The organism is Janthinobacterium sp. LM6, from assembly GCF_002002885.1.
GTDB classification, from domain to species: domain Bacteria; phylum Pseudomonadota; class Gammaproteobacteria; order Burkholderiales; family Burkholderiaceae_D; genus Janthinobacterium; species Janthinobacterium kumbetense.
The window spans coordinates 3,157,302-3,178,420 of record NZ_CP019510.1; the positions used below are offsets into that span (position 1 = coordinate 3,157,302).

At 65.4% G+C, this 21,119-nt stretch carries 16 protein-coding genes; 10 read left to right on the forward strand and 6 right to left on the reverse strand.

Annotated elements, in window-relative coordinates; genetic code table 11:
* The 8 genes from narH to BZG29_RS13980 all read left to right on the forward strand — a co-directional run bounded on the left by narH (window position 1) and on the right by BZG29_RS13980 (window position 8,755).
* Window positions 1-1,551, forward strand: coding sequence for a nitrate reductase subunit beta (narH, locus tag BZG29_RS13945; RefSeq protein WP_077403731.1), 1,551 nt, complete (start codon window positions 1-3; stop codon window positions 1,549-1,551).
* A 21-nt stretch (window positions 1,552-1,572) separates the two neighbouring features.
* Window positions 1,573-2,241, forward strand: a complete 669-nt coding sequence (gene narJ / locus BZG29_RS13950; protein ID WP_077403734.1) for a nitrate reductase molybdenum cofactor assembly chaperone — start codon at window positions 1,573-1,575, stop codon at window positions 2,239-2,241.
* A gap of 34 nt (window positions 2,242-2,275) precedes the next feature.
* Window positions 2,276-2,962 (forward strand): respiratory nitrate reductase subunit gamma, encoded by a 687-nt coding sequence (gene narI / locus BZG29_RS13955; RefSeq protein ID WP_077403736.1) that lies wholly within the window; start codon window positions 2,276-2,278, stop codon window positions 2,960-2,962.
* A gap of 15 nt (window positions 2,963-2,977) precedes the next feature.
* On the forward strand, window positions 2,978-3,724 hold the full coding sequence (locus BZG29_RS13960; protein WP_077403739.1) for a peptidylprolyl isomerase: 747 nt from the start codon (window positions 2,978-2,980) through the stop codon (window positions 3,722-3,724).
* A 102-nt stretch (window positions 3,725-3,826) separates the two neighbouring features.
* Window positions 3,827-4,813 carry a GTP 3',8-cyclase MoaA gene (gene moaA, locus BZG29_RS13965; RefSeq protein WP_077403742.1) on the forward strand — a complete coding sequence of 329 codons (987 nt, stop codon included), beginning with the start codon at window positions 3,827-3,829 and terminating at the stop codon, window positions 4,811-4,813.
* A gap of 30 nt (window positions 4,814-4,843) precedes the next feature.
* Window positions 4,844-6,745, forward strand: a complete 1,902-nt coding sequence (locus tag BZG29_RS13970) for a type IV pili methyl-accepting chemotaxis transducer N-terminal domain-containing protein (protein WP_077403745.1) — start codon at window positions 4,844-4,846, stop codon at window positions 6,743-6,745.
* Between the two features lie 24 nt (window positions 6,746-6,769).
* Complete coding sequence (locus BZG29_RS13975; protein ID WP_034781594.1) at window positions 6,770-7,432, forward strand: response regulator; 663 nt, start codon at window positions 6,770-6,772, stop codon at window positions 7,430-7,432.
* Window positions 7,433-7,543: 111 nt separating this feature from the next.
* A complete protein-coding gene (locus BZG29_RS13980; RefSeq protein ID WP_077403748.1) occupies window positions 7,544-8,755 on the forward strand; it encodes an NnrS family protein in 1,212 nt (403 codons plus the stop codon).
* A 162-nt stretch (window positions 8,756-8,917) separates the two neighbouring features.
* On the opposite strand, the gene BZG29_RS13985 is transcribed toward BZG29_RS13980, so the two are convergent.
* From BZG29_RS13985 to BZG29_RS28665, 6 genes are all read right to left on the reverse strand, one after another.
* Window positions 8,918-12,361, reverse strand: coding sequence for a response regulator (locus BZG29_RS13985; RefSeq protein WP_077403751.1), 3,444 nt, complete (start codon window positions 12,359-12,361; stop codon window positions 8,918-8,920).
* Between the two features lie 97 nt (window positions 12,362-12,458).
* Complete coding sequence (locus BZG29_RS13990; RefSeq protein ID WP_077403754.1) at window positions 12,459-13,958, reverse strand: response regulator; 1,500 nt, start codon at window positions 13,956-13,958, stop codon at window positions 12,459-12,461.
* Window positions 13,955-14,317, reverse strand: coding sequence for an Hpt domain-containing protein (locus BZG29_RS13995; RefSeq protein WP_171985012.1), 363 nt, complete (start codon window positions 14,315-14,317; stop codon window positions 13,955-13,957). The genes BZG29_RS13990 and BZG29_RS13995 overlap by 4 nt, the downstream gene beginning before the upstream one ends.
* A 34-nt stretch (window positions 14,318-14,351) precedes the next feature.
* Window positions 14,352-14,978 (reverse strand): response regulator, encoded by a 627-nt coding sequence (locus tag BZG29_RS14000; RefSeq protein ID WP_077403761.1) that lies wholly within the window; start codon window positions 14,976-14,978, stop codon window positions 14,352-14,354.
* Between the two features lie 141 nt (window positions 14,979-15,119).
* Window positions 15,120-15,764 carry a hypothetical protein gene (locus tag BZG29_RS14005; RefSeq protein WP_077403765.1) on the reverse strand — a complete coding sequence of 215 codons (645 nt, stop codon included), beginning with the start codon at window positions 15,762-15,764 and terminating at the stop codon, window positions 15,120-15,122.
* Window positions 15,765-15,813: 49 nt separating this feature from the next.
* Window positions 15,814-17,493, reverse strand: a complete 1,680-nt coding sequence (locus BZG29_RS28665) for a methyl-accepting chemotaxis protein (RefSeq protein ID WP_077403768.1) — start codon at window positions 17,491-17,493, stop codon at window positions 15,814-15,816.
* A 313-nt stretch (window positions 17,494-17,806) separates the two neighbouring features.
* Between BZG29_RS28665 and BZG29_RS14015 the strand changes: the two genes are divergently transcribed.
* Window positions 17,807-20,257: a membrane-bound PQQ-dependent dehydrogenase, glucose/quinate/shikimate family gene (locus tag BZG29_RS14015; RefSeq protein WP_077403771.1), complete on the forward strand. Its 2,451-nt coding sequence runs from the start codon at window positions 17,807-17,809 to the stop codon at window positions 20,255-20,257.
* A gap of 110 nt (window positions 20,258-20,367) precedes the next feature.
* Window positions 20,368-20,979, forward strand: a complete 612-nt coding sequence (locus BZG29_RS14020) for a hypothetical protein (protein ID WP_150130905.1) — start codon at window positions 20,368-20,370, stop codon at window positions 20,977-20,979.
* Window positions 20,980-21,119 lie beyond the last annotated feature (140 nt).

The window sequence follows — 21,119 nt, forward strand, 5'->3', positions numbered from 1 at the left end:
ATGAAAATCAGAGCGCAAATCGGCATGGTGCTGAACCTGGACAAGTGCATCGGCTGCCACACCTGTTCCGTCACCTGCAAGAACGTGTGGACCAGCCGCGACGGCGTCGAGTACGCATGGTTCAACAACGTGGAAACCAAGCCCGGCATCGGCTATCCGAAGCAGTGGGAAAACCAGGACAAGTGGAATGGCGGCTGGCGCCGCACGGACTCTGGCAAGATCGAGCCGCGCCAGGGCAGCCGTCTGAAAATCCTGGCGAATATCTTCGCCAACCCGAACCTGCCGGCCATCGACGAGTATTACGAGCCGTTCACCTACGACTACGAGCACCTGCAAAGCGCGCCGCTGTCGCAGACGCCGCCGACGGCCCGTCCGATCTCCGTGCTGACGGGGAAAAAGATGGAAAAAATCGAGTGGGGTCCGAATTGGGAAGATGACCTGGGCGGCGAGTTTGCCCAGCGCAGCAAAGATAAACTGTTCGACAACATGCAGAAGGAAATGTACGGCACCTTCGAAAACACCTTCATGATGTACTTGCCGCGCCTGTGCGAGCATTGCCTGAACCCGACGTGCGTGGCGTCTTGCCCGTCCGGCTCCGTGTACAAGCGCGAAGACGACGGCATCGTGCTGATCGACCAGGACAAGTGCCGCGGCTGGCGCATGTGCATCTCCGGTTGCCCGTACAAGAAGATTTACTACAATTGGTCTTCCGGCAAGGCGGAGAAGTGCACCTTCTGCTTCCCCCGCATCGAAGCGGGCCAGCCTACCGTGTGCTCGGAAACGTGCGTGGGCCGCATCCGCTACCTGGGCGTGCTGCTGTACGACGCCGACAAGATCGAGGCTGCCGCCTCCGTGCCGCAAGAGCAGGACCTGTACCAAGCGCAGCTCGACCTGTTCCTCGATCCGCACGACCCGGCCATCATCGCCGAGGCGCGCCGCCAGGGCATCCCTGACCTTTGGCTGGAAGCGGCCGTCAAGTCGCCCGTCTACAAGATGGCCGTCGAGTGGAAAGTGGCGTTCCCGCTGCATCCCGAATACCGCACCTTGCCGATGGTGTGGTACGTGCCGCCCCTGTCGCCGATCCAGGCGGCCGCCGAATCGGGCAAGCTGGGCGTGAACGGCATGCTGCCGGACACCCAAAGCCTGCGCATTCCCGTGCAGTACCTGGCCAATCTGCTGACGGCCGGCGACCAGCCGCCCATCGTCACGGCGCTGGACCGCATGCTGGCCATGCGTGCCTACATGCGCAGCAAGACCGTCGAGAAGGTGGAAAACCTCACGGTGCTGAAGCAGGTGGGATTGACCCAGGCGCAGGTGGAGGACATGTACCACATCATGGCCATCGCCAACTACGAGGACCGTTTCGTCATCCCCAGCAGCCACAAGGAAATGGCCGAGGACAGCTTCAACGAGAAGGGTTCGTGCGGCTTCAGCTTCGGCAACGGCTGCTCGGACGGCAGCAGCGAGCCGACCTTGTTCGGCAAGAAAAAGCACGGTTCGGCCATCTTCATGCAGATGCCGAAGTCGCGCAAAACGGCGCCAGGCGCTTAAGGAGCTCATATGGAACACGCTATGCATCACTACCAAGTCCTCTCGCGCCTGCTGCTGTACCCGGAACCCGAGCTCATCGCCCACCTGCCGCAACTGGAGGCCGCGCTGGCGGCCGTGCCGGAGCAGCACGCGCTGCTGCAGCCCTTGCTGGCGCACCTGGAAAGCAGCAGCCTGATCGACCTGCAGCAGCAGTACGTGGCCACGTTCGACCGCAATCCGTCGCACTCGCTTCACCTGTTCGAGCATATCCACGGCGAATCGCGCGACCGGGGCCAGGCCATGGTCGACCTGATGGAGGAATACAAGCGCCACGGCCTGCAAATGGTGGGCGACGACTTGCCCGACTTCGTGCCCTTGTTCCTGGAGTTTTTGGCGCAGCTCGACGAGGCAGTCTCGGCGCCGCTGCTGGGCGACGCCGTCCACGTGCTGGCGCACATCGGCCGCAAGCTGACGGCCAATGGCAGCCCGTACGCGCCCGTTTTCACCTTGCTCGAACGCCTGAGCCCCGTGGCGGCAGAAATGCTGGCCGAACCGCCGGTGCGCGACATGGATGAAGCGCTGGAAACCTTCGGTCCCGGTGCGGACGGCGTCGAGCCCTTGCTGCGCCAAGGCCCGGGCCAAGGTCTGGGCCAAGTCCCAGGCGGCGTCCATCCCGTGCATTTTCACCCGCAGCCGCGGCGCGCAGCCTAAATGGTCCACTGCGCCCGCATGAGGAGAGTACATCATGAGTAATTACTTGCATCAATTTGTGTATGGCATTTATCCATACATCGCGCTGGCCATCTTTTTCCTGGGTAGCCTGATCCGTTTCGACCGCGAGCAATACACGTGGAAGTCCGATTCCAGCCAGCTGCTGCACCGCGGCAGCCTGCGCCTGGGCAATATCCTGTTCCACATCGGCATCATCGGCCTGCTGTTCGGCCATGCGGCCGGCTTGCTGACCCCTGTCTGGGTATGGGATACGCTGGGCGTGTCGCATAGCCTGAAGCAGGGCGTGGCCATGGCGGCCGGCGGTGTGATGGGCGGCCTGTGCCTGGCCGGCATCCTGATCCTGCTGGTGCGTCGCTTTTCCAATGAGCGGTTGCGCGCCGTCACCACGGCCGGCGACAAGCTGGTGATGCTGTGGATCCTGCTGACCTTGCTGCTGGGACTGTCGTCGATTTTTGTGTCGGCGTCGCACATGGATGGCCACATGATGGTCTTGCTGATGAACTGGGCGCAGCACATCGTGACCTTCCGCGGCGACGCGGCCAGCTTCATCGTCGACGCGCCGCTGGTGTTCAAGCTGCACCTGTTCATGGGCATGTCGCTGTTCGTCATCTTCCCGTTCACCCGCCTGGTGCACGTGTGGAGCGGCTTTGGCGCCGTCGCATATCTTGGTCGCGCTTACCAGTTGGTTCGCCGCCGTTAAGAAAGGAGCAATATTATGGGAATCTCCGTCAATGGCATCGATATCGACGATGCCGACATCGCGCAGGAGCTGCCGCATCACGACGGCGCCGGCAATCCGCTGAAACAGGCCGTGCATGAACTGGTGCTGCGCCGGCTGCTGCTGGACGAAGCGAAGCGCCTCGGCGTGCATGGCGGCAACGATGACGACCGCATCGAAGCGCTGTTCGCGCAGGAAGTGCGCGTGCCGCCCGCCGATGATGCGGCTTGCCGCACCTTTTATGCGCAGCGCCCGCAGCTGTTTTGCAGCGGGGCGCTGGTCGAGGCGCGCCACATCCTGTTCCAGGTGACGCCCGAGGCGCCACTGGAGCTGCTGCGCACGACGGCGCAAGCCGTGCTCGACGCCCTGAAACTGGCGCCGGAACGCTTCGCCGAACTGGCTGCGCAGTATTCGAACTGCCCCTCGGGCGCCCTGGGCGGCAACCTGGGCCAGCTGTCGCCGGGCCAGAGCGTGCCGGAGTTCGACGCGCTGCTGTTCCGCCTGGAAGAGGGCACGCTGGCCGGCCATTTGCTGGAAACGCGCTTCGGCTACCACATCGTGCAGGTGCTGCGCCGGGTCGAAGGCCAGGCCATCGCCTATGAGGCGGTGCAGGCGCAGATCGCCGACCGCCTGTCGCGGGCCGCGTGGCAGCGCGCCGTGCACCAGTATTTGCATTTGCTGGTGGGGCGCGCCGACATCGCCGGCATCGAGCTCGAAGGCACGGCCAGTCCGCTGGTTCAGTAAGTAGAAATGCGTAGCTAAAAAGGCGTAGGCCGCTAGGCCTTCTGGGGCACAGCCAGATCGTGCCCCAGCCTTTACAATCAAGGAAGAAACAGGAGTAGCGTCATGGGTAGCGTCAAGTTGCAGGACCGTTTTGGCCGTTCGATCGATTATGTGCGGCTGTCCGTTACCGACCGCTGCGATTTGCGCTGCAGTTATTGCATGCCCAAGGGCTTTCGCGGTTTCGAAGAGCCGAAGGATTGGCTGACGTTCGACGAGATCGAGCGCCTGCTGGGTATTTTCGTGCGCCTCGGCACGCGCCGCGTGCGTCTGACGGGCGGCGAGCCCCTGTTGCGGCGCAACCTGCCCGAGCTGGCGCAGAAGCTGTCCGCGTTGCCCGGTCTGGACGACCTGTCGCTGTCGACCAACGCCACCCAATTGGGCAAGCACGCCGTGGCCTTGCGCGCGGCGGGCGTGGACCGCATCAACGTCAGCCTCGATTCGCTCGACCGCGCCTGCATGCAGCAGATCACGGGACGCGACAGCCTGCAGCCGATTCTCGATGGCCTGATGGCGGGCAAGGCGGCCGGTTTCGACCCGATCAAGATCAATATGGTGGCCATGCGCGGCATCAACGACGGCCAGATCGAGGCCATGGCGGCCTTCTGCATCGAGCAGCAGTTCATCCTGCGGCTGATAGAAGCCATGCCGATGGGCAGCACGGGCCGCAATGCCAGTTACATGCCGCTGGGCCCCGTGCGCGAGCGCCTGGCGGGCCGTTTTGGCCTGGTGCCGCAGGCGATGGAGCTCGGTGGCGGGCCGGCGCGCTATCTGGCGACGCAAGATGGACGCTCGAGCATCGGCTTCATTACGCCCATGTCGCAGCATTTTTGCGCCACCTGCAACCGCGTGCGCCTGTCCGTCGATGGTACCCTGTACCTGTGCCTGGGGCAGGAAGAGAAATTCGCCTTTGGTCCCATGCTGCGCGGCGGGGCCACGGATGCGCAGATCGAGGCGGCGATCCGCGCCGCCATCGAACTCAAGCCGCAGCAGCATGATTTCAATACGCAGCCGGACAAGATAGTGCGCTTCATGGCGCAGACGGGCGGCTGAGGCAGTTTTGTATTTACATTCAAGGGCGGTATGAAATTCAAGGCGATGTTTTCCTCGTGGCAGAAGCTGTCGACCAAGATCGTCGGCGCGCTGCTGCTCATGCTGGTGCTGGCCCTGAGCGCTATCGGCTGCACCCTGTTCCTGTCGTGGCAGCTCGAAGGCAGCTCGGCCGCCATCAATGAAACGGGCCGTCTGCGCATGCAGACTTACCGCCTGACCCTTTTGCTTGCCAGCGACGCGGGCGAGCAGGCGCGCCAGCAAGTGCTGCTGATCGACGAGACCCTGGCCAAGATTGGCCACGGCGACCCGCAGCGCCCCTTGTTCCTGCCTCCCAGCAGCGCCATTAAATCCGAATTCGAACGCATCGGCACCGCCTGGCGCGGCGCCTTGCGCCCGGCCGCCCTGGCCGCCGATTCCAGCGCGCGCGCGCGCCAGTTCGAGCATGATGCCGACACCTTCGTCGGCCAGGTCGATCAATTGGTGCGCCTGATCGAGCACGATAGCGAACAGCGCACCTTCTGGCTGCGCGCCTCGCAGCTGATCCTCGTCGGCATGGCCGTCATCGGCACGGTCAGCATGATTTACCTGATGTTCATGCTGATCATCGAACCGGTGACGCGCCTGCGCCTGGGCATGCAGCGCATGAAGGAACGCGATTTCAGCGTGCGCCTGGCCGTGGAAAGTAATGACGAATTCGGCCAGCTGGCCAGCGGTTTCAACCAGATGGCCGACCGCCTGCAGGCGCTGTACGGCAACCTGGAAGAGGGCGTGCGCAGCAAGACGGCCACCCTCGAATACCGCAACCGCGAACTGGCGCTGCTGTACGAAAGCGCCGCCTTTTTGCAGCGCCCGCAGCCCCTGGAAGACATTTGCGGCGGCTTCATGCAGCGCATCGTCGACTATTTCGAAGCCGACGGCTCCACCGTGCGCGTGCTCGACGCCGAGCGGGGCAACCTGCACATGGTGGTGCATACGGGCCTGTCCGAGGAACTGGTGGCGTCCGAGCATTGCCTGAAGGTGGGCGACTGCCTGTGCGGCACGGCCGTCGAGATGAAGGTGGCGAAGGTGCACGACATGCGCCGCATCGACAAGGCGCACGAGCTGCGCTGCCACCGCGAGGGCTTTGCCACCGTTTCCGTCTTCCACATCCACGCGCATGAACAGCACCTGGGCTTCTTCAACCTGCATTTCCGCCATGCGCGCGTGTTTTCCGCGCGCGAGCTGGCCTTGCTGGAAACCCTGGGCCAGTTGCTGGGCATCGCGCTGGAAAACCTGCGCCTGGCCGCGCGCGAACGCGAAATGGCCATTTCCGAAGAGCGCAACCTGGTGGCGCAGGGCCTGCACGACAGCATCGCGCAAAGTCTCAATTTCCTCAACCTGCAAGTGCAGATGCTCGACGACTCCGTGCGCAACGCGCGTTTCGACGAGGTGGCGGGCATCGTGCCGGCCCTGCATGCGGGCGTGAAGGAAAGCTATGAAGACGTGCGCGAACTGCTGGCCAATTTCCGCAGCCGCCTGATGGAAGACGATTTGATCGGCTCCCTGCGCGCGGCGGTGGATAAATTCCGCCGCCAGACGGGCATCGAGGCCGATCTGCTGGCCGACGTCGACGGCGCGCCATTCCCCCGCGAGCAGCAATTGCAGTTATTATTCATCGTGCAGGAAGCGCTGTCGAACATCCGCAAGCACGCCCAGGCCAGCCACGTCGAAGTGCGCCTCGCCGATCACCAGGATTTTACCTTGACGATCAGCGACAACGGCGTCGGCTTCGACGCTGCCGTCGTGCTGGAAAAAGGCGACAGCCATGTCGGCATCCATATCATGCGCGAGCGCGCGCAGCGCATCGAGGCCACGTTCGACGTGCACGCCTGCCTTGGCGGCGGCACCACGGTCGAACTGCATCTGTCGCGCGAGCAGCGCCGCGCCGCCTAAGTAACCACCTGAAAGTACAAAAAAATGGAGACTCCCGATAAACCGATCACCGTCATGCTGGTGGACGACCACGCGCTGTTCCGCAGCGGCATACGCTCGCTGCTGCAGCGGCATACGGACTTTTCCGTCGTGGGCGAGGCGGCCGATGGCGTGGAAGGCATCAAGCGCGCCATCCAGCTGCAGCCCGACGTGGTGCTGCTGGACCTGAACATGGCCGGCATGTCCGGCGTGGAAGCGCTGCAGCTGATGCAGCACGACTGTCCCGACACGGCCATCGTCATGCTGACCGTGTCCGAAGATGCGGAGGACCTGGCGACGGCCCTGCGCGCGGGCGCCTGCGGCTATTTGATCAAGAATATCGACGCCGATTACCTGGTGCGCGCCATTCGCCGCGCGGCCGCCGGCGAAGTCGTCATCGCCGAAGCCATGACGGGCAAGCTGGTGGCGCAGCTGCAGGCGGGCACGCGGCGCGAGGAACCCGTGTCGGAACTCGACAAGCTCACGCCGCGCGAAAAGGAAATCATCGACTGCCTGTCGCGCGGCGAGAGCAACAAGGGCATCGCCCGCACGCTGGACCTGGCCGAAAGCACGGTCAAGATCCACGTGCAGAACGTGCTGAAAAAACTTAACCTCACCAGCCGCGTGCAGGCGGCCGTGTACGCGGTCGAGCACCGCCAGGGCAAGTAGCCCTGCGCCGGCGGCTAGTCCTTGCGGGCTAGCCGCCTAATCCTTTTGCCGATGGCGGTAGCTGCGCTTTTAAAGTAGTATATTGAATATATCTTTAAATGCGAGCCCATCATGGCCATCACCCCGATCAGCGAACCATCTCCTTCTCCCGCCGCCCCCGGCGCGGCGCCCTGGCATGCCGGCCACGCCGTCTGGCAACTGGGTTTTCGCCCGTTTTACCTGTTGGCGGCCGTGTTTGCGGCCATCAGCATTCCGCTGTGGCTGGCCAGCTACTTCGGCGTGTTTGCGGGCGGCTTGCGCGTGGGGCTGGGCTGGCATATGCATGAAATGGTGTTCGGCTTCGCGCTTGCCGTCGTCGTGGGCTTCCTGTACACGGCGGGGCGCAACTGGACGGGCTTGCCCACGCCGCACGGCGCGCCGCTGATGGCGCTGGCGGCGCTGTGGCTGGCGGGGCGCGTGGCCATGCTGTGCGGCCCCAGCCTCGTGGCGGCCCTGGTCGACTGGTTGTTCCTGCCGCTGGCCGCCTGGCCCCTGTACCAGGTGCTGCGCCGCTCTGGCAATACGCGCAACCTGTTCCTCGTCGGTCTGCTGGCCTTGCTGGCGCTGGCCAATGGCCTGTTCCACGCGGCCGTGCTGGGCGCTCTGCCGCTGTCGCTGTTCGTGCCCGTGCAGGCGGCCATCTTCATCATCGTGCTGATTGAATCGGTGATCGGCGCGCGCGTGATCCCCATGTTTACCCGCAATGGCGCGCCTGGCAGCACGCCGTTGGCCAGTCCGCAGCGGGCCTTGATCGCCGTGGCCTGCATGGCGGTGGCGGCCATCGCGTGGCTGGCCGGCGCGCCAGCCTGGCTGACGGCGCCGCTGGCTTTCTGCGCTGCCGGCGTTTCGCTGGCCAACCTGCTGGCCTGGCAGCCGCAGCGCACCCTGCGCGTGCCGCTGCTGTGGATACTGCACCTGTCGTATGCGTGGATAGGCATCGGCTTCGCGCTGCTGGCGGCCGCCAGCCTGGGCCTGCTGCCGGCCAGCGCCGCGTTTCATGCGCTGACGGTGGGCTCGATGGCGGGCCTGATCATCGGCATGATGACGCGCACCACCCTGGGCCACACGGGGCGGCCGTTGAAAGGCGGCAGGGCGGAAGCGGCGATGTACTGGCTGATCCAGCTGGGCGCGCTGGCGCGCCTGCTGGCCGCCGTCGGTCCCGCCACGCTGGCCATGCCGCTGCTGCTGGCAGCGGGCGCCTGCTGGTCGCTGGCCTTTGGCCTGTATGCGTGCGTGTATGCGCCGTACCTGTGGCGCGCCAGGGCGGATGGCCGCGAAGGCTAACCGTCAGGAAGGGCGCCAGGCCAGCAGTTTCCTGATTTCCGGCGTCCAGTAGGACAGCGATTCGCCCACGACGAATAGCAGCAGGCCCAGCATCAAGGCTCTCAGCAGTAAATCCCTGCACCAGATCATGGCGTCTCCCAAATTTTCATATTGGCAAGTTTATCATTGGCATGCCCGGCCATGTTGCGTTTCTGGTACGGCCGCCTGGTCGGACGGCGGCGTCCGTGCCGTGAAGGCGGCGACGGCCTCGATGGCGTGCGCCAGCGCCAGCTCCAGTGTGTCGAGCGCGGCGGCCGCATCGTCGCCGGCGTGCAGCAGCTGTTCGGCATGCCGGGCCGCATGCAGGGTGGCTGGCAGGGCCAGGCTGCCCGCCACGCCGGCCAGCGTGTGTGCCAGCGCGGCCGCATCGCCGCGCGCATTGGCCGCCAGCAGCGCCCGCATGGCGCCGACCGTGTTGCTGTAAGTGTTGCCAAAGCGCAACAGGTGCTGGCGGTAGGGCGATTCATCGAGCCACTGCGCCATCCCTTGCGCCAGGTCGATCGCGGGCGCCGCGCCGTCCGGCGGCACGGTCATCGCCATTTCGGCCATGACCGGCGGCAGGGCGGGCAGCCCTTGCGCATGACGCCGATGCGCGCGCGCGACCAGGGCGATGGTCTGCGGCACGTCGAACGGTTTGCTGATGAAATAGTTCACGCCCGCTTCCAGTGCCGCCGTGCGCTGCGTCTGGAAGGCGCCGGCCGTCAGCGCCACCACGGGCAAGTCCTGGAACTGCGGCAACTGGCGCAGCGCGCGCGTCGCCTGCAAGCCATCCATGACGGGCATCTGCACATCCATCAGCACGATGTCGACGTCGGCGGGGTGGGCCAGCAGCCAGTCCAGCGCCTGCTGGCCGTCGCAGGCGAACGAGGGCACGGCGCCCTGGTCGCATAGGATATGCCTGACCACGTCGCGGTTGATCTCGCTATCGTCGACCACCAGCACGCGCACGCCGGCCAGCAGGCGCTCTTCCAGCGGAACAAGACTGACGTCCAGGCCGGCGGCCGTGGCGCGCTGCTGGCGCGCATCCATCGTCGCGTTATACAGGCTGGAGGCGGTCACCGGTTCGTTAAGGATGGCATCGGCGGCATTGGCCGGGTCGGTGTGCCGCCGTGCCGGCGCTGTCGCCGGCACGCCGCTGGCGGCCAGGATGACGACGGGGCAGTCCTGCGGCGGCAAGTATTCGCGCAGCGCGCGCGCCGTGGCTTCGCCGTCCAGGTCCGGCAGGTGCGCGGCCAGCACCACGACGCCGGGCCGCTCGCCCTCGGCGCAGGCCAGCGCATAATCGAGTGCCGCCTGGCCGCCGGACACGGCATGCACGCTCCAGCCCAGGCCGCGCGCCACGGCGCCCACCGCCTCGCGCGTGCCGGCGTTGCTATCGGCCAGCAAGACATGCAGGCCCTGCATGTCGGGCGAGGGCGGAGCCTTGGCGGGCATCAGTTGCACCGGCACCGTGAAACTGAATTCGCTGCCCTGGCCCAGGCCGCTTTTCAGCTGCAGGGTGCCGCCCATCAGGCGGACCAGCTGGCGGCAGATGGTCAGACCCAGTCCCGTGCCGCCGAAGCGGCGCGTGGTGGAGCTGTCGGCCTGGGCGAAGGCGGAAAAAATCGCTTCCTGCACCTCGGGGGCGATGCCGATGCCCGTGTCGCGCACGCAAAAGCGCAGCACCGCGGCGTCGCCGTCGCGGCTGTCCAGCGTGGTCAGCAGCTCGACCGTGCCCTGCGGCGTGAACTTGATGGCATTGCTGCCCAGGTTGACCAGCACTTGCTCCAGCCGCAGCGCGTCGCCCAGCATGTGGTCGATATCGTCGGGCAACGGCCCTATCCGCACCTCAATCGGCTTGTCGTGCGCGGCAACGCCCATGCTGGCGGCAATCTTTTCGATCACCTCGGCCAAGCGGAACGGCGCCTGCTCGATGGTCATGTGGCCCGCCTCGATTTTCGACACGTCCAGCACGTCGTTGATGATGCCCAGCAGGGACTGGCCGGCGGCACGGATCTTGCGCGTCATCAACAGTCCGTCTTCATCCAGGCGGCCCCTTTCCAGCAGCCAGGCCATGCCGAGGATGGCGTTCAGCGGCGAGCGGATTTCATGGCTCATGTTGGCGAGGAATTCCGCCTTGCTGCGGTTGGCCGCTTCGGCCCCGTCGCGCGCCAGCTGCATGGCCGCCTCGGCCTGCTTTTGCGCGGAAATATCCTGGGCAAAGATCAAGGTGGCCGGCCCATCCTTGAGCATCACGCGCGTGCTGGTCTTGAGGATGGGCACGGGCCGGCCCTGCTTGTCCAGGCCGACGGCTTCAAACACCTGTTCGCTGGCCGAATCGGCCTCGATCAGCGCCTCGTTGCTTGCCAGCGCCACTTGCGAGTCGGCCGTGAGCATGGTGCGCCAGGCCAGGCCGCTCAGGTCATCCTCGGGCGCATAGCCATGCAGGTGGCGGTAGCGCGGATTGGAATACACGAAGCGTCCATGGCGCAGGATGGCGATGGCCACGGGCGCATCTTCGATCAGGGTGCGAAAGCGCGTTTCGCTGTCGGACACGGCCTGCATGGCCTGGCGCTCCCTTTCCTGTTCCACTTGCCAGGCCGCCTGCTGCCGGCGCCGCCGCTGGCTCCAGAACAGCAGGCTGGCCGCAGCCAGCGCCAGCATGGCAAAGCCCAGCAGGTAGCCCAGCGCCTGGCGCCGCAGAGGGGCGGCGATGGCCGCTTCTTCGCGGCTCAGGCCAATGATCAGGGCGCGGTCCATGTGCAGCGCGGCGGGGGCGATGGTCGCCATGGCCATGACGCGGGGGGCGGCGGACCCGCCGACGCCGGCGATCTCGACACCGCTCAGTACACCCGCCTGATAGCCGCTGTCGCGAAAGCGCCGCAGGAAGCTGCCGGGCACGTCCAGATTGCCGCCATTGGCGCTCCTGGGCGGATAGTTCAGGAATTGCCGGCCGTCGCCATGCACGACCACGGCCCAGACGTCGGCCGCATACATGGCGGTGCGGAACTTGGCCGTGAAATAGTCGGGGTCGAAGGTGGCCACGACGACGCCGGCAAAGCGGCCTTGCCGGTCCTGCACCATGCGCGCCGCCGTGATGACAAGGTCACGCTTGAAGGACAGGAAAGGCGCCGAGATGTACAGCATGCGCGCATCGGGGGCGTCGCGCGCCGTCTGGAAGTAGCCGCGGCGCGAAAAATCCTGGCCGGCCAGTTCCGGGATGTTGGTGGCGACCGGCTTGCCGCCGGCATCGATGACCAGCATGGTGCGCACGCCCGGCATGGCGTCGACCAGCGCGGCCAGGCGCCGGGGCAGCGCTTGCCCGGCGTCGGGCGCGGTGCCGGCGGCAAGATAGTCGCGGATCACGCCGGCGAGCACCAGGTTGGTCGACGCCAGGTCGACCTCGATATTTTTTGCCAGCAGCGCCGTCAGCACGCTGAGCCTTTCGCGCTCGGCCGCATCGTGCCGCGACGCTTCGGCCAGGTGCGCGTAGGCGAGGGCGGCAGCAACGATCAGCAGCCCGAGGAGCAAAAACAGCCATTCGATCAATCGTCTGTGCACTGCCGCCGCGTCTGTGTGGTAGGTCATGTGGCGATGCTATACCCGATATGCACGGAGAACAACTTTTGCGCACAACTATGCATCTGATAGTGTGGCCAATTTGCCGCCAGGCGGCAGGCGGAGGCTAGTGCGCCAGCCAGTGTTCCACCATGGCGCGCAGCTGGGCGGCCGTGAAGGGCTTGGACAGGTAATCGTCCATGCCGGCCGCCGCGCAGCGCTGCCGGTCGTCGTCCGTGACGCCGGCCGTCAGGGCGATGACGGGCAGGCGCGGCGCGCCGCCGGCCGCTTCGCGGGCGCGCAGGGCCTGGCACGCCTGGTAGCCGTCCATGACGGGCATCATGCAATCCATCAGGACCAGGTCGTACTGCTGTTCGGCCAGCGCCTGCAGGCCCAGCGCGCCGTTCTCCGCCGTGTCGATGGCGTAGCCGCAGGTGCCCAGCTGCAGGCACACCAGCTGGCGGTTCAGCGCCGTATCTTCGACCAGCAGGATGCGCGCGCCCTGCGCCGATGCGGATGCAGGCGCATCGGCGGATGGCGGCGCTATCTGCGGCTGCGGCGGCTCGGCGGCATGCGCCGTTGCCGCGCACTCCTGCAGCGCCAGCAGCGTGGCCGCGTCGCGCTCCTGGCGCCGCAGCAGGGCCAGGATCAGCGCGACGGCCGCGGCCAGCACGAGCAGGCTGACGACGGCCGCGCCGCCCATGGTGAGCAGCATGCGCCGCCAGCCCGCCAGGTAGACGTCGTCCGTCACGGTCACGTTGATGGCCAGCGGATAGTCGCGCACCAGCCGTATGGCGGCCAGGCGGTCGACCGCGCGCCCCTGGTCGGCCGCGCGCGGCGAGTCCACCTGCAGCACGCCATCGCTCTTGCCCTGTTCCAGCAGACGGTAGGTGCTGCCCGTCAGGTTGCGCTTGCCCATCATGGCGGGTACGGCCGGCCAGCGGGCCAGCAGCGTGTAGTCGCTGCGGTACAGGGAAAAGGCCGTGTGTTCGCCGATGCTGGTGTTCTGGAAGAATTTGCTGAAGAAGTCGCACGACAGGCCCACCAGCACTACGCCCAGGAAGCGGCCGTCCGTGCCGCTGATGCGCCGGCTGATATAGAAGGTCCAGGCGCCATTGCCCTTGTTTTGCACGGGCGCGCTGACATGCATGCCGCCGTCCGGGTGGCGCCGGTGATACTCGAAGTAATCGCGCTCGTCGAGGCGGATGGGCGGCGCGGGAAAGGCGCGGCTGAAGGCCAGCACGCTGGCATCGCCGCCGACGATGGACACCACGTCCACTTGCGGCACGCCGCCGATCTTGTGCAGCAGCATCTGGTGCGTGGCCCGGGTGCCGACGGCGGCGGCCAGCGCTTGCGCGTCCGCGGGGGCGGCGGCATCGATTTCGCCGCTGACGCCGTCGAGCACCAGCCTGGCCGCCGTCATGCTCTGCGCCGTGTTTTCCGCCAGCAGCAGCGACAGGTTGGACAGGTCCTGTTTCCAGTCATCGACGGCTTCGCGGTGCAGCAGCACGCCGGAGACGACGATGCGCAGCGCCAGCAGGCCCACCAGCACCAGGCCCACGACGGCCGCCGTGGTGCGCGGCCGATAGCGGTGCACCAGGCGCAGGGCGGCCTGGCGCGCGTTCATGCCTGCGCGCCCGTGTAGTCGAGCATGCTGCGGCGTACCTCCTGCTCCACTGCGCCGACCAGCGCCGCCGTCTCATCGAGCCAGCCCGCTGCCGCCACGCCCTGGCGGCGCACCAGCTGCTCGAGTTCCGCCAGGCGCGCCACCAGGGCGCTGGCGCCCAGCAGGGCGACGGTGCCGCGCAAGGTATGGCAGCTGTGCACGATGGCTTGCGCCGCACCGCCGCGCACGGCCTGCTCGACGCGGGCAAACATGGCCGGCGCCGTATCGAGGTAAGTCTGCGACAGCGCGCGGAACATCTCCAGGTCGCGGCCGGTGGCCTGGAACAGCACGGCAGGATCGATGTGGCGATAGGCTGGCATGGCGGCTCCGTGGCGGGGGAAAGGCGGTGGCCGGCTAGGCGGCCAGGCTGTTGCGCCGCGCATGGCCGGCGCAGCAGGCGCGCAGATAGCCGCGCAGCTCGTCGTAATTGACGGGCTTGGCAAAAAATACCACGCCGGGCGGCACGCCGCCCCGTTCTTCCAGTTCCTCCGGCGTCAGGCTCGACAGCATGGCGATGTGCATGTCCGCCAGCAGCGGGTCGGCCAGGATGGTGCGGATCACCTCGTAGCCGTCGATGCCTTCCATGATGATGTCGGCCAGCAGGATGTCGGGCTGGTCGCGGGCGATTTCCATCAGCGCCTGGTAGCCGTTTTCGCAAAAGCGCAAGTCCGCCTGCAAGCCCCAGGAACCGATCTGCTTTTCATACAGCGCGCGTTCGATCGGGTTGTCTTCGATGACGAGGATGGACGGCGGGCGGCCCGACGGGGCGGGGCGGTTGGCGCGTGCGGCGCGCTGGTCCTGGCCCGGCTGGCCGGGATTGCCCTTGTAGGCTTCGACGGCCGCGAGGGGAATGCGCCGGTGGCCGCCCTTGGTTTTCCAGGCTTCGATCACGCCGGCCTCGACCAGTTGCTGCACCGATGTGACCGAGATGCCGAGGATTTCGGCGGCCTTTTGGGTAGTGCAAACGTCTGCAGTGTGCATGATGGGCTGTATGGTTACGGATGAAGTTGAAGAGGATGATACGCAATCGCGCTCAAAAAATCAATTTCAACGAATTAGATAAATTCACTAAAAACCTGGCTGGTTCAGGGCCGGGCTGGCGCGCCAGGTCGATGCGCGCACTCATGGCCGGCTGCCTGCGCCGCTGCGCTCCTCGGCCAGCACCGCGCCCGTTTGCAGCGCCGTGACGGCTTGCGACAGCGCGTCGAGCGCCATCAGCAGTTCCGCATGCAGGCGGCGCAGCGCGCCGATATCGTTGGAAAAGCCCGCATGCACGGCCTGGCGCGCCAGCGCCTGCAAGGGGAGCAGGCCCATGGCCTGGCTGCCGTCGAGAATTTCCTGCGCCAGCACGCGTGCCGGCGCGGCCCGCTCGCAGCGCAGCGCATGGGCGATGCCGGCGAGGCGGTCGCGCGTCTCGGCCACGAACAGGGCCAGAATCTCGCCCTGCAGGCGCCGGTCGTAGCCGAACATGGCGTCCAGGCGGGCCAGTTCGAATGGCGGCGCGCCCGGCGCCCTGGGCGCTTGCGGCGGCGGTGCGCTGTCAGTCCCCCGGGCCGGCGGGGCCGCTTTGCGCATCTGCAGCAGTTGATGCAGGTCGGACGGCGTGCTGCCGCCGGCGGCTGGCGCGCGGCCGGCCTGGCGCCAGCGGGTGCGGCGCCAGAGCAGGGCGGCCAGCAGCAACAGCAGGCCTGCCAGCGCCAGCGCCGGGCGCATCAGCGACAGGTCTTCGCAGCGCAGGAAGGGATGGATGGAGAGGAAGGCGTTCATGGCGGTGCTCCAGTGCTGACTATGCGCGTGATCCTGCGTGAGGGCGGACCTAGAATACTTCCCAGTCGCCGGCATCGGCGGCGGCCGGCGCCGTGTTCCTGGCCTGGCCTGCTGGGCGCGTGGCGACCAGCCTGAGCGTGGCCTTGTGCTGTGCCGGCCGCCGGGCGGCAGGCGCGCGGGGCGCGGCGGCGGCTTGCCCTTGCGCCAGTTTGAAGGTGCCCACCACGCCGGCCAGGTTGGCCGCCTGCTCCTGCAGCGATTGCGATGCCGCCGCCGCTTCTTCGACCAGGGCCGCATTCTGCTGCGTGACTTCATCCATCTGCGTGATGGCGCGGTTGATTTCCTCGATGCCCGTGCTTTGCTCCACGCTGGCGGCCGAGATTTCGCTGACGATGTCGGTGACGCCGCGTACCGTGTCGACCACTTCCGTCATGGTCGCGCCGGCCTGCTGGACCAGCTTGCCGCCTTGTTGCACCTGTTGCACGGAGTCGCCGATGAGTGTCTTGATTTCCTTGGCAGCGGCCGCCGAACGGTGCGCCAGGTTGCGCACTTCGGTCGCCACGACGGCGAAGCCGCGTCCCTGTTCGCCGGCGCGCGCCGCTTCCACTGCCGCATTCAGGGCCAGGATATTGGTCTGGAAGGCGATGCCGTCGATGACGCCGATGATGTCGGCGATCTTGGCGGACGAGCTGTCGATCGCTTGCATCGTGCGTATCACGTCGCCCATCACTTGCCCGCCCCGCTGCGCCTGGTCCGAGGCGGCGACGGCCATTTGCCGGGCCTGGCGGGCGTTGTCCGCATTCTGCCGCACGGTGGCCGTCAGTTCTTCCATGGCCGAGGCGGTTTCTTCCAGCGAGCCGGCCTGCTGCTCCGTGCGCGCCGACAGGTCCAGGTTGCCCGCCGCAATCTCGCTTGACGCCGTGCTGATGGTGTCCGTGCCGGCACGCACTTCGGCCACGATGCGCACCAGGCTGTCGCTCATCTCCGCCAGGGCTGTCATCAGCTGGCCCACCTCGTCGTGCGAGGCGGCGGGGACCTGCACGCTGAGGTCGCCGCTTGCGATGGTGCGGGCCACGCCGATGGCATCGGCCAGCGAGGCGGCGATGCGCCGCGCCAGCAGCAGGCCCATGCCGGCCACCAGGGCCGTCACGGCCAGGGCCAGGCCGCTGGAAATCCAGCGCGCGCTGACCGCGGCCGCGGCGCCGTCGGCAGCCCCCTTGGCGGCCAGGGTTTCGTTGTAGCGGTGATGGGCGGCGAGGGCGTCGACCAGTTCCTTGATCAGGGGCTGGCTTTCCATCAGCAAGTCGCGTGCGGCGTCGGGTTCGCCCGCCTTCGACAGCGCCAGCACCTTGTCGCGCACGGCGTCGTAGCGCAGCAGCATGGCACGGTCCGCGGCCAGCAGCGCCTTGTCTTGCTCGTCCGAAATGTTTTCCTTTTCATACTGGTCGAGCGCCTTGCCGACCGCCGCGCGCGCCTCGTTGATGCCCGCTTCCAGCTTGTCGCGCCTGGCGGCGTCCTTGCTGGCCATGTGCTGCCAGACGGCCGTGCGCATCTGCGCGAACGGCACGAACGCCTGGTTCAGGGTCAGCAGGCTGGGAACGGTGTTGACGGTGGCATAGCTGGCCGCCGTGTACACGCGGTCCATCTGGTAGATGCCAAAGCCCGCCAGGGCGGCCAGCCCCAGGACGACGGAGAGGATCAGGGCATACAGCCGTTTAGCGATGGTCATGATGGGCGCCGCTCCAAGGAAAGTTGAAATTCATGAAGAATGCTTGTTCGGGTTGGTTTTTTTATTTTACGACATAAATTTGTTTTATTCGAGAAATTTGTTGTTTATTTATTTTAATTGATGTTTTTCATCAAAATCGCATCGCGGAAGCTGAGTAAACTGGCATGCCGTGTATAAAAAGCCACACGGCAGGCAGCGGGCGTTCTGGCGTGTGGCACGCTTTGCCATTTAGTGAAAAAATGCAATGTCCTTGATTGCCATCAAATACGGTGCGCAGGCGCGTGCCGCCGACTGACTCTTGTAAAGGAGCATCATGACTGCCTCTGCCCGGCCTGGACCCTTGCTTGTCATCACCGCAGTCATCTTCATCTTGCTGGGCCTGGCGCTCGTTGGCGGCGGCGCCTGGCTCGTCAGCCTCGGCGGTTCCTGGTATTACGTCGTGGCCGGCATCGGCATGCTCATCGCGGGCGCCCTCGTGTGGAAGGGGCGGCGCAGCGCCCAGCCTTTCCTGGCGCTGCTGCTGTTCGGCACCCTGATCTGGTCCGTGATCGAAGTGAAGTTCGACTGGTGGCAATTGCTGCCGCGCCTCGATATCTGGTTCGCCGCCGCCGTCTGGCTGCTGCTGCCGTTCATCGACCGCCGCCTCGATCCGCCCTTGACGGCCGGGACGAAACCGCGCGACGCCGGCAAGAGCGCCCTGACGGCGGCCGTGGTGGTGACGGCCGCCGTGGGCGTGTTCTCGCTGTTCCAGGACTATTACACCTTGCACGGCGAAGTGCCGGCCGAGAACATGGCGGCCACGCCGCAAGGCGATTTCGCGCCCGGCGTGGCGCCCAACGACTGGGCCGCGTATGGCCGCTCCGGCTATGGCGACCGCTATGCGCCGGCCGCGCAGATCACGCCGGCCAACGCGGCGCAGCTGAAACAGGCGTGGGTCTACAACACGGGCGACTTCAAGGGGCCGAACGACCCGGGCGAGATCGCCAACGAAGTCACGCCGCTGAAGGTCAACGGCATGCTGTACCTGTGCACGCCGCATAACATCGTCATCGCGCTGGACCCGGACACGGGCAAGGAGATATGGCGCCACGATCCGAAGATCAACCGCGACGCGTCGAGCTACCAGCACATGATCTGCCGCGGCGTCGCTTACTGGGACGTCAACGCGGGCCGCGCCAAGGACAGTCCGGCGCCGGAAGCGGCCGGCATGGAATGCCCGCGCCGTATCTTCGCGCCCACCATGGACGCCACCTTGATCGCCGTCAATGCCGATACGGGCGAAGCGTGCAAGAGCTTTGGCGAAAATGGCGTCATCGGCCTGTACCACGGCATGGGCATGAAGAAACGGGGCTTTTTGATGCCGACGTCGCCGCCGGCCGTGGCGCAAAACGTGGTGGTGATGGCCGCCAGCGTGACCGACAATTTTTCCACGGAAGAGCCGTCTGGCGTGATCCGCGGCTACGACCCCGTCACCGGCAAGCTGATGTGGAACTGGGATGCCTCGAACCCCGACGACACGGCGCCGATTGCCGAGGGGAAAACCTACACGAACAATTCGCCGAATTCCTGGGGCGTGTCCAGCGTGGATGAAAAGCTGGGCATGGTCTATATTCCGATGGGCAACGAAACGCCCGATACGTGGGGCGGCAACCGCAACCCCCATGGCGAGAAATTCAATAGTGCCATCGTCGCGCTGGACCTGGCGACGGGCAAGGTGCGCTGGGTGTACCAGACCGTGCACCACGACATCTGGGACATGGATATCGGCGGCCAGCCCACGCTGGTCGACATCGACACGCCGAAAGGCAAGGTCCCGTCCGTGGTGGCGACCACCAAGCGGGGCGACATCTACGTGATCGACCGGCGCGACGGCAGCCTGGTCGTGCCGGCGCCGGAAAAACCCGTGCCGACGGCCAACGCCGCCCCCGGCGATCGCTTGTCGCCCACGCAGCCGTTCTCGGCCCTCACTTTCTTGCCCGAGAAAAACATCAGCGAAACGGATATGTGGGGCACGACGCCGTTCGACCAGCTGGCGTGCCGCATCATTTTCCGCCAGCACCGCTATGAAGGGCCGTTCACGCCGCAAACGGTGGCCGAAGGCAAGATCAAGGGCGCCATCATTTCGCCCGGTCCGCTCGGCATCTTCGAGTGGGGCGGGGCGGCCGTCGATCCCGTGCGCCAGTTGCTGCTGGTCAACCCCGACTACATGGGCTTCCTGGAACGCCTGGTGCCGCGCGCGCAAGCCAATGCGCCGGGCGGCACGGGCACGGAAATGGGCTTGCAGCCGCAGACTGGCGTGCCGTTTGCCGTGGAAATCAAGCCCTTCCTGTCGCCGCTGGGCTTCCCTTGCCAGGCGCCACCGTGGGGCTATATCGCCGCCGTCGACTTGCGCACCATGAAAAAAGTGTGGATGCACAAGAACGGCACCACGCGCGACAGCGCTCCCGTGCCCATCGCCTTGCCGCTGGGCGTACCCAGCCTGGGCGGCATCAGTACCACGGGCGGCGGCGTGGCGTTTTTGAGCAGCACGCTCGACTACTACATCCGCGGCTACGACGTGCGCAACGGCAAGACCGTATGGAAAGCCCGCCTGCCGGCCGGCGGCCAGGCCACACCGATGAGTTATGTCTCCGACAAGACGGGCAAGCAATATGTGGTGGTGATGGCCGGCGGCCACGGTTCGCTGGGCACGAAGATGGGCGATAGCCTGGTGGCGTTTGCCTTGCCGGATGAGGCGGTGAAGGAGGCGGGGAAAGGGAAGTAGTTAATACATGTGGTGCTGCGGCATTGCTCGGTGACGCCGCAGCCAAATAGAATACGATTTTTTGGGTACGCGATGATTGTAACTATAGTAGTGCCGAGCAAGTTGACAGTATGACGGTTAAACGAGGCTGGTATCGTTTGTGGGTGATATGCGCATTTTTTTGGATAATATTTGCATTGGTTCGCTGGAACGCCATATATGAGTTCACATATGCGGTAAGTTATTATTTTGATCGTAAAGATTTTGCAATTGATGAGGCTAATTCGTTCTGCCCTATTCATATAACTTTACGTCCACAGGAGGAAGAACCTGAAGTCATGCCCGGGCGCAGTCAGTTAGCGGACATTCTGATGTGGGAACGCGAGATGGCAACCCAGACAGCTAGTGATAATATCGTTTGCAATCCGCCTATCTTGGCTGGTTATGGCGGTCAAGAGAGATCTACTGATGAAATCCATCAGTGTCTTCTCAAACGCATCGAGGCAAGGGCGAAAGAAGCTGCAGCGGCAGATGAAAAAAAGAATTTAGAGAAAAAGCAGATTGCTGTCGAGCTTGAGAAATTACGGGTCAAGCAATGTATTCGTGAGTTTAAGCTTTCCGAGCCTAGTTGGACGGCACTGGCCCTTACATTTTTACCACCGACCATAGGTGTGATACTTGTCTTGCTAATGTTGCGAGGTTTGTATGTTGCTTTTCGCTGGGTTTGGCGTGGCTTTCAATAAAACACTGGATAGGAGGTAATGCCGTTAAGGTAAGCGAGCAAGAATAAGCGAGCAAAAGCATTGGGCACTTAACCCATACCGCGAAAATGCCGGGGTCGGACCCTGAGGGTCCGACCCCGGAACTTTAAAGGCTTGTACCG